This window comes from Empedobacter sp. UBA5987 (genome assembly GCF_002429865.1).
In the GTDB taxonomy this organism is placed as follows: Bacteria; Bacteroidota; Bacteroidia; order Flavobacteriales; family Weeksellaceae; genus Empedobacter; species Empedobacter falsenii_B.
This window is the reverse complement of the sequence record NZ_DJBB01000079.1, coordinates 26,293-41,669: the sequence shown is the minus strand read 5'-3', so window position 1 is coordinate 41,669 and position 15,377 is coordinate 26,293. Positions and strand designations below refer to the sequence as shown.

The 15,377-nt window shown below is 32.3% G+C and carries 13 protein-coding genes; 9 read left to right on the top strand and 4 right to left on the bottom strand.

The window, feature by feature from the left end:
• Positions 1 to 117 precede the first annotated feature (117 nt).
• The gene (locus B3J26_RS13620; protein WP_291074830.1) at positions 118 to 2,382 is read left to right on the top strand and encodes an NADP-dependent malic enzyme; all 2,265 of its coding nucleotides are present in this window, start codon (positions 118 to 120) and stop codon (positions 2,380 to 2,382) included.
• Between the two features lie 58 nt (positions 2,383 to 2,440).
• On the opposite strand, the gene B3J26_RS13615 is transcribed toward B3J26_RS13620, so the two are convergent.
• Positions 2,441 to 2,836: a hypothetical protein gene (locus B3J26_RS13615; RefSeq protein WP_291074829.1), complete on the bottom strand. Its 396-nt coding sequence runs from the start codon at positions 2,834 to 2,836 to the stop codon at positions 2,441 to 2,443.
• A 162-nt stretch (positions 2,837 to 2,998) separates the two neighbouring features.
• On the opposite strand from B3J26_RS13615, the gene B3J26_RS13610 reads away from it, so the two are divergent.
• Positions 2,999 to 3,922, top strand: coding sequence for a T9SS type A sorting domain-containing protein (locus B3J26_RS13610; protein ID WP_291074828.1), 924 nt, complete (start codon positions 2,999 to 3,001; stop codon positions 3,920 to 3,922).
• 54 nt (positions 3,923 to 3,976) lie between these two features.
• On the opposite strand, the gene dnaK is transcribed toward B3J26_RS13610, so the two are convergent.
• Both dnaK and B3J26_RS13600 read right to left on the bottom strand, forming a co-directional pair.
• Positions 3,977 to 5,878 carry a molecular chaperone DnaK gene (gene dnaK, locus B3J26_RS13605; protein WP_291074827.1) on the bottom strand — a complete coding sequence of 634 codons (1,902 nt, stop codon included), beginning with the start codon at positions 5,876 to 5,878 and terminating at the stop codon, positions 3,977 to 3,979.
• A 257-nt stretch (positions 5,879 to 6,135) separates the two neighbouring features.
• Complete coding sequence (locus tag B3J26_RS13600; protein WP_291074846.1) at positions 6,136 to 6,462, bottom strand: tRNA-binding protein; 327 nt, start codon at positions 6,460 to 6,462, stop codon at positions 6,136 to 6,138.
• Positions 6,463 to 7,077: 615 nt separating this feature from the next.
• On the opposite strand from B3J26_RS13600, the gene B3J26_RS13595 reads away from it, so the two are divergent.
• From B3J26_RS13595 to ftsY, 6 genes are all read left to right on the top strand, one after another.
• Entirely contained in the window at positions 7,078 to 8,721 is a 1,644-nt protein-coding gene (locus B3J26_RS13595) for a M1 family metallopeptidase (RefSeq protein WP_291074826.1), read from the top strand.
• A 437-nt stretch (positions 8,722 to 9,158) separates the two neighbouring features.
• Entirely contained in the window at positions 9,159 to 10,835 is a 1,677-nt protein-coding gene (gene lnt, locus B3J26_RS13590) for an apolipoprotein N-acyltransferase (protein ID WP_115001967.1), read from the top strand.
• 82 nt (positions 10,836 to 10,917) lie between these two features.
• Positions 10,918 to 11,154, top strand: a complete 237-nt coding sequence (gene rpmB / locus B3J26_RS13585; protein ID WP_038337064.1) for a 50S ribosomal protein L28 — start codon at positions 10,918 to 10,920, stop codon at positions 11,152 to 11,154.
• A gap of 11 nt (positions 11,155 to 11,165) precedes the next feature.
• Complete coding sequence (rpmG, locus tag B3J26_RS13580; RefSeq protein ID WP_038337065.1) at positions 11,166 to 11,348, top strand: 50S ribosomal protein L33; 183 nt, start codon at positions 11,166 to 11,168, stop codon at positions 11,346 to 11,348.
• Between the two features lie 14 nt (positions 11,349 to 11,362).
• Positions 11,363 to 11,512, top strand: coding sequence for a DUF4295 domain-containing protein (locus B3J26_RS13575; RefSeq protein ID WP_084106961.1), 150 nt, complete (start codon positions 11,363 to 11,365; stop codon positions 11,510 to 11,512).
• A gap of 124 nt (positions 11,513 to 11,636) precedes the next feature.
• A complete protein-coding gene (ftsY, locus tag B3J26_RS13570) occupies positions 11,637 to 12,599 on the top strand; it encodes a signal recognition particle-docking protein FtsY (protein ID WP_114999036.1) in 963 nt (320 codons plus the stop codon).
• A 68-nt stretch (positions 12,600 to 12,667) separates the two neighbouring features.
• Here the strand turns inward: ftsY and B3J26_RS13565 are convergent, their stop codons facing one another.
• Complete coding sequence (locus B3J26_RS13565; RefSeq protein ID WP_147279960.1) at positions 12,668 to 13,102, bottom strand: hypothetical protein; 435 nt, start codon at positions 13,100 to 13,102, stop codon at positions 12,668 to 12,670.
• A 115-nt stretch (positions 13,103 to 13,217) separates the two neighbouring features.
• On the opposite strand from B3J26_RS13565, the gene B3J26_RS13560 reads away from it, so the two are divergent.
• Positions 13,218 to 15,308 carry an outer membrane beta-barrel protein gene (locus B3J26_RS13560; RefSeq protein WP_221853925.1) on the top strand — a complete coding sequence of 697 codons (2,091 nt, stop codon included), beginning with the start codon at positions 13,218 to 13,220 and terminating at the stop codon, positions 15,306 to 15,308.
• The last annotated feature ends 69 nt before the right edge of the window (positions 15,309 to 15,377 follow it).

Sequence of the window (15,377 nt, the reverse complement as noted above, 5' to 3'; positions counted from 1 at the left end):
CAAAATTGTATAACTCGATAATTTATTTTAATAAAATATCAAAATCTAACATCTGTCATAAGTGGGTTGAATATATTTTACCTAAATTTATTTTGAAAAAATATAAACCACAGAGAAATGAATGACAATCGTAAGAAAGATGCATTGAATTACCATTCAATGGGTCAACCAGGAAAGATTGCAGTAGTGCCTACAAAACCTACGAATACACAACGTGATTTATCGCTTGCTTATTCACCAGGTGTTGCGGAGCCTTGTTTAGAGATTGAAAAAGATCCAGAAAATGCTTATAAGTACACAGCAAAAGGAAATCTGGTTGCAGTTATTAGTAACGGTACAGCCGTTTTAGGCTTGGGAGATATTGGTGCGGTAGCTTCAAAACCGGTGATGGAAGGTAAAGGTCTTCTATTCAAAATTTTTGCTGATATTGATGTTTTCGATATCGAATTGGATACAAAAAATGTTGATGAATTTATCAATACGGTAAAAGCTTTAGAGCCTACTTTTGGAGGAATTAATTTAGAGGATATTAAAGCGCCTGAGTGTTTCGAAATTGAGAAACGTTTGAAAGCTCAAATGAATATCCCAGTTATGCACGACGATCAACACGGAACAGCTATTATTTCTGGTGCAGCGTTGATTAATGCATGTGAATTACAAGGAAAAGATATTTCTAAAGTTAAAATTGTAGTAAACGGAGCTGGTGCTGCGGCAATTTCGTGTACAGGAATGTATATTTCTGTTGGTGCAACGAAAGAAAATATCGTGATGTTAGACAGTAAAGGCGTAATCCGTTCTGACCGTGATAATCTTGATCCTTCTAAGTCTGAATGGGCAACAGATCGTGATATTTCGACATTGGCAGATGCTGTTAAAGATGCAGATGTTTTTATCGGTTTATCGGCTGCAGATGTTTTATCAGCAGATATGTTGAATACAATGGCAGAAAACCCAATTGTGTTAGCAATGGCAAATCCAAATCCAGAGATTGCATACGATTTAGCAGTTGCGACGCGTCAAGATATTATTATGGGAACTGGGCGTTCTGATTATCCAAACCAGGTGAATAATGTACTGGGGTTTCCGTATATTTTTAGAGGAGCGTTAGATGTTCGTTCGACGACAATTAATGAGGAAATGAAAATTGCTGCTGTTCGAGCAATTGCAGAATTAGCAAAAGAACCAGTTCCTGAAGTTGTGACGCAAGCATACAATAATCATTCGATCAAATTTGGAAAAGATTATATAATTCCAAAACCTAATGATCCCCGTTTGTTACCAGAAGTTTCGGCTGCGGTTGCAAAAGCGGCGATCGAAACTGGTGTTGCTAAAAATATCATTACAGATTTCGAAGCATATAAATTGTCTTTGATTAAGCGAATCGGAAAAGAAAGTACGATTATGCGTAATTTGACACAAACGGCAAAATCAAATCCAAAACGTGTTGTTTTTGCTGAAGGAGATCGTTTCGAAATTCTTCGTGCAGCGCAAATTGTAAAGGAAGAAAAAATCGCTATTCCAATTATTTTAGGAAAGAAAAATAAAATTCAACAAATGATTAAAGATTATATGTTGGATTTGGAAGATGTTGAAATTGTTGATACAAATGCTGAAGAAGATTCGGATAGATACAATCAATTCGTTGATTTTATTTATTCGAAACGTCAACGAAAAGGAATCTCAAAATCTGATGCGAAAAAATTATTGAGAGATCGTAATTATTTTGGATCATGTATGGTTGAGTTTGGTTATGCAGATGCAATGATTTCGGGAATGACGAAAAATTATTCGCAAGCGATTCGTCCAGCTTTAGAATTAATTGGAGCGGAACAAGGTCAAAAAGTTGCGAGTATGTATATGATGTTGACAGAAAAAGGACCAGTTTTCTTAGGTGATACAACGGTTAATTTAGATCCAACTTCAGAGGATTTAGTTAACATTACATTGCAATTTAACGAAACAATTAAGAAATTTAAAATTCAACCAAAGATTGCATTATTATCTTATTCAAACTTCGGATCAAATAAAGGAGAAACGGTTTCTAAAGTTCATAATGCAGTGAATTATCTACATCAAAATCATCCAGATGTTTTAGTTGATGGCGATATTCAGGCAAATTTTGCAGTAAACAGAGAGAAATTACAAAGTAATTTTCCGTTTTCTAAATTAGCAGGAACGCATGCAAATACATTAGTTTTTCCAAATCTTGAATCAGCGAATATTTCGTATAAATTATTACAAGAATTAGGAAATATAGAAGCGGTTGGACCAATTTTGATCGGAATGAAAAAACCAATTCATTTGTTACAATTGGATAGTACTGTTCGCGAAATTGTGAATATGGTGACTATTGCTGTGATCGATGCGCAACAACATCAATAAAATATAATGTTTAGAATACAAAAAATCCACTTAAATCTTTTAAGTGGATTTTTTTATTTTATTCAACGACTATTTGATAAATTCCGTTTTGAGAAAGAGCTTCAATATCTTTAAATGAAACATTATCTATTTTATTTCCTCCACATTTTCTGGATAATTTAGAAACATTAACAAAAGCTTCATAGGTTGTAGAACCTACTATCCATCCAAGTTTATTTAAAATAACTCTATTTTCATGATTAATTTCAAAATTAGTTCCGATTTTAGTATCGCCCGCAATTTGTAAGAAATGAAAATGTTCTTTTGTTAATGATCCATTTTGTATTAAATTTTCTCCTTTTGAATTTACAAATTCCATTACAATAGGCTCTGGAGGTGTAAAACAATCGCTATCATCGTTACAAGAAAATAGTATAAATGAAAAGAAGAAAGTTAAAAAAAGTAATTTTTTCATAGTAGATTAATTTTTAAAAAGATGAATAAAAATAAAATAGGTTGCGTAATGATAAATAATATTTACGAATAATTATAACATCTGTAAAATGTATTTATTGTAATGAGGATTAAAACTCAATTAAGAATTATTTTAATATATTGTAAACTTAATTGAATTAATATGAAGAAGATTTACATTTTATTACTTACTGCAAGTACATTATCATTTGCGCAGAAGAACACATCTTTTGAAGCCAAAGAAGGATTTATATTAGGAAATATCCATACTCAAAATGGTTGGGATGTTGCTGAGGGGAACGGAAAAATTTTAAATAATCAACTTGTTTCTGATGAACAAGCAAGTGAAGGGATTTATTCTTTCAAGAATGGAGATCAGACCGATTTTGGTGATCAATGGTTTCCAGTAATGGGCGTTACCAAAATGTTTGATAAACCAGTTGATTATAAAAGTTTTACAATTTCATTTGATGCTTTTGTAACAAAACGAAATGGAGCCGATTTTGAATTTACGTTATTTACAGTTAATTCGGCTACAGATGAGTTTTATCCAGTTGCTGGTCTTGGAATGGAGAATAGGGGATATTTGTATATTACAAAAAATATTGATTATGGCTTCGATTATGCTGATGCAGCAGAAGGTTGGCCAATTAATAAATGGAATAATTTTAAAATTGAAGTTACAGAGAATCAGATTAAGTATTATCTAAATGATAAATTAGTTTACACAGGTGATAATTTTACGAAATTAGATGTTCATGGTTTTACAATGCTTCATAATAATTATGGCGGAGATGCTTATTATGATAATTTTAAATTCAGTACAGATGATTTAGCAGTGAATCAAGTTAATCAGAAAGAATTCAAAGTTTATCCAAATCCTGTGCAAGATGTTTTAACATTCGATACGAATTTTTATGATCAGATTTCAGCAGTTGAGGTTTCTAATACTGTTGGTCAAATTGTTTTGAAAACTGATAAATCTTTAAAAGAAATGAATACATCATCTTTAAAATCAGGAATATATTTTGTGAAAATCTATATGAAAGATGGAAAAACAATGACAAGAAAAATTATTAAAAAATAAAAACAAAAAAAGCCTCGCATTGCGAGGCTTTCCTATTTGATAAATGAAATTCTATTATTTGACTTCTTCGAAGTCTACGTCTTCAACACCATCATTTTTTGCTTGACCTTGATCAGCACCTGGTTGAGCTTGCGCGCCACCTTCTTGACCTTCGTTCATTGCAGCATAAATTTCTTGTGAAGCAGCATTCCAAGCTGTGTTTAATTTTTCCATAGAAGCATCAATTGCAGCAACGTCTTGAGCAGCGTGAGCAGATTTAACCTCAGCTAAAGCTTCTTCAATTGGTTGTTTTTTGTCAGCAGGAATTTTATCTCCGTACTCAGTCAATTGTTTTTCCGTTTGGAAAATCAACGCGTCAGCAGCATTTACTTTTTCAATTTTTTGTTTTGCTTCTTCGTCTTTTGCAGCGTTTTCTTGTGCTTCTTTTTTCATTCTTTCGATATCAGCATCAGATAATCCAGATGAAGCTTCAATTTTGATTGATTGCTCTTTTCCAGTTCCTTTATCTTTTGCAGATACACTCAAGATACCATTCGCATCAATATCAAATGTTACTTCGATTTGAGGAACACCTCTTTGTGCTGGTGGAATATCTACTAAGTCAAAACGTCCGATTTCTTTGTTATCGTTGAATAATGGACGCTCTCCTTGACCAATTCTTAATGTTACTGCTGGTTGATTGTCAACTGCAGTTGAGAAAACCTCAGATTTTTTAGTTGGAATTGTTGTATTCGCTTCGATTAATTTTGTGAATACTCCTCCTAAAGTTTCTATACCTAAAGATAATGGTGTAACGTCTAATAATAATACGTCTTTTACATCACCTGTTAATACACCTCCTTGGATAGCTGCACCAATTGCAACAACCTCGTCTGGATTAACTCCTTTAGATGGTTTTTTACCGAAGAATTTTTCTACTTCTTCTTGGATTTTTGGCATACGTGTAGATCCACCAACTAAGATAACTTCGTCGATATCGTTGATTGATAAACCTGCATCAGATAATGCTTTTTTACAAGGCTCCATAGAACGACGTACTAAATCTTCTGTTAACTGATCAAATTTAGAACGAGTTAAAGTTTCTACTAAGTGTTTAGGTCCTGTTTCGTTAGCTGTAACGTATGGTAAATTAATTTCTGTTTGAGCAGAAGAAGATAATTCGATTTTAGCTTTTTCAGCAGCTTCACGTAAACGTTGTAAAGCCATTGCGTCTTTTTTCAAATCTACACCTTCTTTCGCTTGGAATTCAGAAGCTAACCAATTGATGATTGCATCATCAAAATCATCACCTCCTAAGTGAGTATCACCGTTTGTAGATAATACTTCGAATACACCGTCACCTAATTCTAGGATAGATACGTCAAAAGTACCACCACCTAAATCGTAAACAACGATTTTTTTATCTGAATTTGCTTTGTCTAATCCGTAAGCTAATGCAGCAGCAGTAGGCTCGTTGATAATACGTTCTACTTTAAGACCTGCAATTTCACCAGCTTCTTTAGTTGCTTGACGTTGCGCATCGTTAAAATAAGCTGGTACAGTAATTACCGCTCTTGATACTTCTTGTCCTAAATAATCTTCAGCAGTTTTTTTCATTTTTTGTAAAATCATTGCTGAGATTTCTTGTGGAGTATAGTTACGTCCATCAATATCAACTGCTGGCGTATCATTGTTTCCTTTTACAACTGAATAAGGAACACGACCGATTTCATCTGCATCATTATTAAATTTAGTTCCCATGAAACGTTTAATAGAATAAATCGTTTTCTTTGGGTTTGTTACAGCTTGACGTTTTGCTGAATCACCAACTTTAATTTCTCCTCCTTCTACGAATGCTACGATAGATGGAGTAGTTCTTTTACCTTCTGCATTTGGAATTACAACTGGCTCGCTACCTTCCATTACAGAAACACAAGAGTTCGTTGTACCTAAGTCGATTCCGATTATTTTGCTCATATTGTTTAGTTATTTTTTATATTATTAATGATTTATTTTAAACTTTTACACATCATCAAAAATGATGCTACAACAGAATAGTCAATCTTTGTGCCAACATAAAAAAAATGACATCCAATAGATTTTAGATGTCAGGTTGTCAGATTATGATGAATGATTTGATTATTTATCGATAAAAAAGTCAGTTTATTGGTTGATAAAATGTCAGCGTTAAGTTATACTTAAATTTTATCTCAGTCTTAGTCTCAACCTCAATATTACCCAATCTTACTTCCGTTTTCTACTTTTCGTTCGGGATTCAAAAGAATAACATCTTTATTATTTCCATAAACGCCCATCACGAGACATTCGCTCATAAAAGTGGAAATTTGTTTTTCCGGAAAGTTAACCACAGCCATTATTTGTTTTCCAATCAATTCTTCTTTGCTATAAAGCGACGTAATTTGCGCCGAACTTTTCTTGATTCCTAACGGACCAAAATCAATTTCTAATTGATAAGCAGGATTTCTTGCTTTCGGAAAATCATTTGTACTGATAATTGTTCCAATTCTCATATCAACTTTTTCGAAATCTTGCCAAGAAATTGTTTCAGTATTATTTTCAAGTTTTGGTTCTTCTTTTGGTTTATTTTCTTTGTCGTAAATTGTTTGTAGAATTTTTTCTAAATCCATTTTTCCATTCGCATATTTCGTTTTCATATTATCGGGCATTCGGTTGTAATACGTCAAAGCTTTTTCGCCAAACTGCTTGATGTAAAAATCGGTCAATGGTGGAACGTTTGGAAATTGTTTATGAAAAATCATTTCTGTATATGCTTGCCATTCGCGTTCTTCTCGCAATTCGATTTGATTTTCGCCCGAACGCTGAAAAACATGTACCATTTCGTGCATCAAAACGTTAGAAAGTAATACCAAATCAAAATCAAGAATATTACGCGGAACACGAATTGTAATTCCTGTTTTTTCTTCGCCTTCTGCAGTTAATAAAAAACTTTTTGGATCGATTTCTTCTCGAAACGTAAAACCTGTAAAAGCACTATGTTTTAATTTCAATTCATCTAAAATTTCGTACAATGCTTCAACGATTAAGTGATTATTTTTTAAATAATTTATTCTTTCTTTAAATTTTTCTGTAATCATAGCTTTTTGGCTTATTTATCAAATATATAATCTTATTTTTGATATGTTTTAAAAATGACTATGAAGAAATTAGTACTATTACTTGGTTTGATCTCGATAACAACAAATGCACAAGTACTTAATAACAAACAAGAGTTTACGCGACAAGATTCGCTTCGCGGAACGAATAATGAATTCCGAAATTGGTGGGATGTCAAAAAATATAAAGTAAGTGTAGAACCAGATTATCAGTCAAAATCGATAAAAGGAAAAACGACAATTACGTTTGATAAAACTACTCCTCAACAATCAGATTTATTACAGATAGATTTACAAGATCCAATGATGGTTTCGGCTGTAAAATTGAATGGAAAGAAAATTTCTGATTTCAAACGTGATGGAAATGTTTATTTTATTAATGTCGGAAAAAATATCAAGAATACGTCGAATCAATTAGAATTAGAATATAATGGAAATCCTCGTGTTGCAGTGAGAGCACCTTGGGACGGCGGTTGGATTTTTGCAAAAGATGAAAAAGGTCGCGATTGGATGTCTGTTGCTGTGCAAGGTTTGGGTGCAAGTGCTTGGTTTCCGAACAAAGATTATTTAGGCGATGAACCAGATAATGGAATGGAATTGGAAATTATCACACCAAAAGATTTGGTAGGAGTTGGTAATGGACGATTAGTTTCTAAAAAAGAAAAAAATGGTAAAACAACTTCTACATGGAAAGTTGTTAATCCAATCAATAATTATAATATCATTCCTTATATCGGACATTATGTCAATTTCAAAGATACTTTCGAAGGCGAAAAAGGTAAATTGGATTTAGATTATTATGTATTAGATTATAATATAGATAAAGCAAAATCGCAGTTTGAACAAGCAAAATTGATGTTGAAAAGTTTCGAGCATTGGTTTGGACCTTATCCATTTTACGAAGATTCTTTCAAGATTGTAGAAGCTCCGCATTTGGGAATGGAACATCAATCTGGAATTGCGTACGGAAATAAATTCGAGAATGGTTATTTAGGTCGTGATTTATCAGGTTCTGGCTGGGGATTGAAATGGGATTTTATCATCGTTCATGAAGCTGGTCACGAATGGTTTGGGAATAATATTACCGAAAAGGATGTGGCAGATATGTGGATTCACGAAGCGTTTACGGCTTATTCGGAAACTTTGTTCACAGAAACTTATTATGGAAAAGATGCGGCAAGCGAATATGTGCGTGGAACGAGAAAGGCAATCCAAAATGATATTCCAATTATCGGCGTGTATGGCGTAAACCAAGAGGGTAGTGGTGATATGTACTATAAAGGTGCAAATATGATTCACACGTTGAGAACTTGGATGAATAATGATGAAAAATTCAGACAAATGTTGCGTGGATTAAACAAAGAATTTTATCATCAAACTGTAACTACAGAACAAATTGAAAATTATATTGCGAAGTTTTCTGGTTTAAATTTGAACGCTTTTTTCAATCAATATTTAAGAACAGTTAAAATACCTACTTTAGAACTTAAACAAAATGGAAATAAAGTTGAATATCGTTATACGAATGTTGTTGATGGATTTGCAATGCCGTTACGATTGAAAGATTCTGATATAACCATCAATCCTACGACTAATTGGCAAACAATTAATAATTCAACGATTACAAAAGCGATTGATGTAACAATTAATCCAAATTATTATATCGATTCGCATATTATATATTAAAACTGAATGAGATATTGAAACAAGTTCAACATGATAAGGAAAGTCAACCTGAACTTGTTTTCAGGTTCTCATCCAAAATGATTTATAAAATATTCCAAACAAATATCATCTATTTTTGAACGATGAACACTTAAATTTGTGACATGAAAAAATACATTGCGTACGCAATAATATTAGGTTTATTATTTGCATTTATATGGAAAATACAAATTTTTCCATTACAAATTTTATTACTTATAATTTTAATGTTCATTGAGAATAAGCTTTCAAATGAAGAATTAAGTAATAAAATTTTAAAAATTTCTGGATTATCTTTTCTGATGTTTTTCATTTTTAATTTAATTGTCACTTGGAGTTCAATATCAGATGTTTATAGTGGTATTTCATTAATAGTTAATCCTTTAATATTATCAATTTGTTTTATCATTTATCATTTGATGTTAAATAAAACGGGACAGTTAAAAAAATACATTGCATACGCAATCTTATCAGGATTATTATTAACAGCAGGTTGGCCATCGCATGGTTTTCCATTGTTATTATTTATAGGATTTGTACCCTTGATGTTGACAGAACATCAAATCACGCAACGCGCAGAATTTAAGAAAAAAGGACGTAAAATTTTCGGACTTTCGTTTTTAGCTTTCTTTATTTGGAATGCGATTGTAATTTGGTGGTTGCATTATGCACAAGAAACGGACGCGAATGGAGATTTGCACAATTCGTGGAGCGCTTATTTGATTCCCGTTGTGGCGAATTCGTTGTTTATGTCAATTGTTTTTCAGTTATATCATTTCGTCAAAACCAAAGCTGGTAATTTATATGGATTGGTTTTTCTTCCTGCGATTTGGATGAGTTTTGACAAACTAACCTTGAATTGGGAGTTGACTTGGCCTTGGTTTAACCTTGGAAATGGTTTTGCAAAATATTACGAATGGGTGCAATGGTACGAATACACAGGAACTTTTGGAGGTGCACTTTGGATTTGGTTAGTTAATATTACGGTATTCTATTATTTGACGGCTTATATTAATAAGAAAGAAATGAGGTATCTAAACAAATTAGGTATTTATGCTGGATTATTAATTGCTGTGCCAATTGGTATTTCTTATATTATTTATGCGAATTACGAAGAAAAGGGAAAAGCACTTGATGTGTTAGTTCTTCAGCCAGATCTTGATCCATACAACGAAAAGTATATGAAAGATGGTTTGCAGATTTATGAAGAATTGAAACAATTGGCACTGAAAAATATTAAACCAAAAACTCAATTTGTTGTTGCACCAGAAACAGCCGTACCTGGATCATCTGCTTTGATTTTTGATAATATGTATGATGATTTAATTATACAAGACATTCAGCAATGGACAAAAACTAAAAAAGATTTACATTTTGTAACAGGAGCATCTATTATGCGAATTTATCCAATGCAATCTTTAGCATCGGAAACGGCATCTGTTATGAGAGATGGAATTACGTGGTACGACGCTTATAACTCAGCTTTGCAGATAAGTGGAAACGATTCGATAGAAGTTTATCACAAGAGTAAATTAGTACCTGGAGTAGAAATTTTTCCATATCGAAACATTTTAATGCCAATTATTGGAGAATTTATGCTTAACTTTGGCGGCACAACAAAAACGTTGGGGATTCAACCTCATCGTTCTGTTTTCAAGAATAAAACAAACAACGCTACTGTTGCTCCGGTTATATGTTACGAATCTATTTACGGAGACTATACAACAGAATATGTGAGAGAAGGCGCAAATGTTATATTCACAATGACCAACGATTCTTGGTGGGGCTCTACCGATGGTCATCGTCAATTACTATTATATGGTAATTTGAGAGCTATTGAAAATAGACGCGCTATCGTTAGATCTGCAAATTCAGGTATTTCGGCTTTCGTTAATCAGCGAGGAGATATAATGAAGTCTTTACCATATGGAGAGCAGGGTGCTTTAAATGGTACAATTTTAATGAATAGTGAATTAACGTTTTATACAAAATATGGCGATGTAATCGCGAGGATAGCGCTGTTGGTAATGGGAATTATCTTGGCTTATACTCTTGCGCAGAAGTTGTTATATAAACAAAATAAGAAAAAAATATAAAATTAATAACCTAAAGAGTTGTATAAGTAATATATAATTTGTTACTTTGCACTCCGTTTAAAATAGGACAATACAAAATAAGATGTCAAAAATTTGTCAAATTACAGGTAAGAAGAGATTAGTGGGAAACAATGTTTCTCATGCTAATAATAAAACAAAACGCACTTTTGAAGTGAATTTGTTCAAAAAGAGATTTTTTATGCCAGAAACTGGTGAGTGGATTACATTAAGAGTTTCTGCACACGGTTTAAAAACAATCAACAAATTAGGAGTTGATGAGGCTGTTAAACGTGCACGTAAAGAAGGTTTAATCAAATAATTTAAGACACCATGGCAAAAAAAGGAAACAGAGTACAGGTTATTTTAGAATGTACAGAGCATAAAGAAAGTGGTATGCCAGGAATGTCTCGTTATATCACAACTAAAAACAAAAAAAATACTCCAGATCGTATTGAGTTGAAAAAATACAACGCAGTATTGAAAAAGTATACAATTCACAAGGAGATTAAATAATAAAATTTTAGACGATGGCAAAGAAAACGGTAGCAACCCTACAAACTGGGTCTAAAAAAATGACCAAAGTTATCAAAATGGTAAAATCTCCAAAATCTGGAGCTTACGTATTTGTTGAAAAAGTAGTTAACGCTGATGAAGCAGATTCTTTCTTCACGAAATAATCAAATCATCTCCTTAACAAAAAATATTTAAGGTTAATTGAGCTGCCTCGTTTTCAGGGCGGCTTTTTTATTTCCTTATATTTTATGTATCTTCGTACAAAATTTTAAGAAATTTAGCTTATTAATGAGTTGGTTCAAAAAGATATTAGGTAAAGAAAGCAAAGAAAAATTAGATGAAGGATTAGAAAAATCTAAAACTTCTCTATTTGATAAAATCAGTCGCGCTGTAGTAGGTAAATCTAAAGTAGACGATGAGGTTTTAGATGATTTAGAAGAAGTATTGATTTCTTCTGATGTCGGTGTTGAAACAACGATCAAAATTATTCGTCGAATAGAAGAACGTGTAGAACGTGATAAATATGTTTCGACTTCTGAGCTAGATTTAATTCTTCGCGAAGAAATTGCAGGCTTACTTTCCGAAAATAATATCGAAGATACAAATGGTTTTTCGATTCCAAAGAAAGATGTACCATATGTTATTATGGTGGTCGGAGTAAATGGAGTTGGTAAAACAACGACGATTGGTAAATTGGCTTCTCAGTTCAAATCACAAGGACTTAAAGTGGTTCTTGGTGCAGCAGATACATTTCGTGCAGCGGCTGTAGATCAATTAGTAATTTGGTCGGAGCGCGCAGGTGTACCAATTGTAAAACAAGCGATGGGTTCTGATCCTGCTTCGGTTGCATTTGATACCATTCAGTCGGCAGTTGCCCAAAATGCAGATGTTGTTTTGATTGACACAGCAGGACGTTTGCATAACAAAATTAACTTGATGAATGAGTTGACAAAAATAAAACGTGTGATGCAAAAGGTAATTCCAGATGCGCCTCACGAAGTTTTATTAGTGTTAGATGGTTCTACAGGTCAAAATGCTTTTGAACAAGCGAAACAATTTACACAAGCAACAGAAGTTTCTTCTTTAGCGGTTACAAAATTAGATGGAACAGCAAAAGGAGGAGTAGTAATTGGGATTTCAGATCAATTTCAGATTCCAGTTAAATATATTGGTGTTGGTGAAGGAATCAATGATTTACAAGCTTTCAATAAAATGGAGTTTGTCGATTCTTTTTTCAAACGAAATAATTAAGAAATTTAATTCCTATAAAAATATAAATCCTTCAAGTTTTTCTTGAAGGATTTTTTTATGATATAGTTTTAATAAATCACCTTAATATATTCTTTATAAAACTTTTTGTTTTTATTTTCTTTCTTCGAAATGGTTTTTAGAAACTCGTTTAAATATTCTCTAAAAGGAGAATCTTTCGCTAAAGCATCTTGTTTTTTGCTTGTCAAAATCTGAACAGTTCCATACATTTCTTCATCATTTTCTACACTCGATGCAATCAAAGTAAAAGTTTCATTTGATTCATTAATGATATTTTTATTTGACCAAACTAACAACGGTTGATTGTTTTCAGTGTACAAAACATTGTCCCATTTTCCTAACCAATCGTATAGCATTTTTTTCGTAACTAAAGGCGTTTGAAAACTTTCGACACGATATTCTGTCAACGAACGTTCGGCTTGCTCTTGCGCATATAATAAATTGAAACTTGTAAAAAGTGCGATAAAAAGAAATAATTTTTTCAAACTCAAAAATCTTGTTTAGCGTAAAGTTATCAAAAATAATTGCAATTCTTATGTAACTTATTTGTTCTTCATGCGTCATATAAATATACACTAACTCTTAATAGAAGAATTAACCATGAAGAAATTTTTTGTACTTGCTGTTACATTATCAGGAATTTTTGCTTTTGGACAAGATGAAAAGCAGGACTCAACCGACTATAATCCAATCGAAATAAAAGAAGTTTTAGTTCAATCGCAACGCAAAAAAATGTTTGCGGACAAAACAGTTTATACCTTCGATAAAGAAGCGTTGGAAAAAGCGCGTTACGCAAAAGATTTGTTAAATACGTTACCAGAATTACAAGTTGATCCAATTTCGAATACGATACAAAGTACAAAAGGTGGAACGACTTTGTTATTGATTAATGGAATTGAGGCAACAGATAATCAAATTCGTGCTGTGAAACCGCAAGATGTGGTGCGTGTTGAGTATTTTGATATTCCGCCAGCGCGTTATGCAAATCGTGCAGATCAAGTGGTGAATTTGATTACGCGTAATCCAGAAAATGGTTATGTATATGGTGCGGATCTCACTTCGGCGTTTACAACAGGTTTTATAAATGGTTCTGCTTATGCGAATTTTACGAAAGGAAAAAGTAACTTTGGATTAGAGTATAACATTTATCTGAGAGATTATAAAGATCGTACTTCGATGAATATTTATGATTATAACTTAAATAATATTCATTACAGAACAGAAAATCAGCGCAACGAATATTTTGGATATACGGATCAAACAATTGCATTGCGATATACCAATTCGGATTCGGATAAATATGCTTTTCAAGCAAAGTTGGATATGAATATCAGTTCGAGTTTTGCTTATGCGAATGGAACAAGTTTGTTCTATCAAAATAGTTTATTAAACAATCATTCAACCTATAAACATTCTAATTCTAATTATTCAAAACCAACATTAGATCTTTATTATTCGAGAAAATTAGGAAAGAAAGATGAGTTAAGTTTAAATGTAGTTGGATCGATGTATACAACGAAATCGATTGACGAAACGCGCGAATGGGAAACAATTTCTGGTGCTGAACAATATAATTATTTGACAAATTTAGAAGCTGATCAAAAAGGAATTGTAGGAGAAATAGCGTATACACATAGTTTCGAGAAAGGAAAATTAAATTCTGGTTATCGAATTTCGAATAATTCAATTGATAATAAATTAGAAAACTTAAATGGTCCTTCGAATAATAAAGTAAATTATTTAGAACAATATATCTATTCTGAATATTCTGGAAAAGCGAAAAAGTTGTCATATCGTTTGGGTGTTGGATTAACGAATGTTCATAACAAGAATGAAGATACAAACACAGATACGTGGACGTTTACACCAAAATTAGTATTGGGTTATGAATTAGCGAAGAATCAAAATTTACGTTTTTCAAGTTCATATAAGCCAACAAGTCCTTGGAATTCAGCATTGAGTAAAAACGTGATTCAGGTTGTGGAAAATATTACACAAGAAGGAAATCCGTATTTAACTATTCAGAAATCGTTTGGAAATAATTTAATTTATTCCTTCAATTCAAAATATTTTGATTTAAATACAAATGCATTTTATCATTATACAAAAGATCCGATTAATCAATTGTATTTGCAAAATATCATTAATGGAAATGTAGAAGGGTATAAATTAACGTACGAAAATGCTCAAAATTCGCAACGTTACGGTGTTCAAATTACAGGTTCTATCAAACCTTTCGGAACAGATATTTTAGCTGTTAAAGTAAATATAGCACCAGCAACAGAGCGTTTTAAAACGAAAGATGGTAGAATTTTGAAGAATGATTATATCGGAAATTATTTTGCATTATCATCTGTTTACAAAAACTTTCGTGTAGATTATCAATTTAATATTCCGTATTACACGTTGGGCGGAGCTTTGCTGTACACACAAGAAAACATGAACCATGCTTTTGCGAGTTATAAGTACAATAATTGGACTTTTTCTACTGGAATGTATTGGATTGGAATGCCATCGACTTACAAGCAAAAAACGATGGATAAACAATATGTGGATTATTCTCGTGTAGGGAAAATTTGGGACAACAAATCGATGTTTGTTGTTGGTTTGAGCTTTGATTTTGCTAAAGGTAAGAAAACAAATATCAATCGAAAATTAGAAAATGAAACTGCAGGAGCAGCGACATTTTAATTATAGTTAATTTTATTTACAGAAAGTATCATTTTCTTTTTAGATATGATACTTTTTGTTTAAAATCAA

Excerpts from the sequence above, each read along its gene's own strand:
- B3J26_RS13620 (WP_291074830.1), top strand. The coding sequence starts at position 118 with ATGAATGACAATCGTAAGAAAGATGCATTGAATTACCATTCAATGGGT.
- B3J26_RS13615 (WP_291074829.1), bottom strand. The coding sequence starts at position 2,836 with ATGAAAAAATTACTTTTTTTAACTTTCTTCTTTTCATTTATACTATTT.
- B3J26_RS13610 (WP_291074828.1), top strand. The coding sequence starts at position 2,999 with ATGAAGAAGATTTACATTTTATTACTTACTGCAAGTACATTATCATTT.
- dnaK (WP_291074827.1), bottom strand. The coding sequence starts at position 5,878 with ATGAGCAAAATAATCGGAATCGACTTAGGTACAACGAACTCTTGTGTT.
- B3J26_RS13595 (WP_291074826.1), top strand. The coding sequence starts at position 7,078 with ATGAAGAAATTAGTACTATTACTTGGTTTGATCTCGATAACAACAAAT.
- lnt (WP_115001967.1), top strand. The coding sequence starts at position 9,159 with ATGTTAAATAAAACGGGACAGTTAAAAAAATACATTGCATACGCAATC.
- rpmB (WP_038337064.1), top strand. The coding sequence starts at position 10,918 with ATGTCAAAAATTTGTCAAATTACAGGTAAGAAGAGATTAGTGGGAAAC.
- rpmG (WP_038337065.1), top strand. The coding sequence starts at position 11,166 with ATGGCAAAAAAAGGAAACAGAGTACAGGTTATTTTAGAATGTACAGAG.
- B3J26_RS13575 (WP_084106961.1), top strand. The coding sequence starts at position 11,363 with ATGGCAAAGAAAACGGTAGCAACCCTACAAACTGGGTCTAAAAAAATG.
- ftsY (WP_114999036.1), top strand. The coding sequence starts at position 11,637 with ATGAGTTGGTTCAAAAAGATATTAGGTAAAGAAAGCAAAGAAAAATTA.
- B3J26_RS13560 (WP_221853925.1), top strand. The coding sequence starts at position 13,218 with ATGAAGAAATTTTTTGTACTTGCTGTTACATTATCAGGAATTTTTGCT.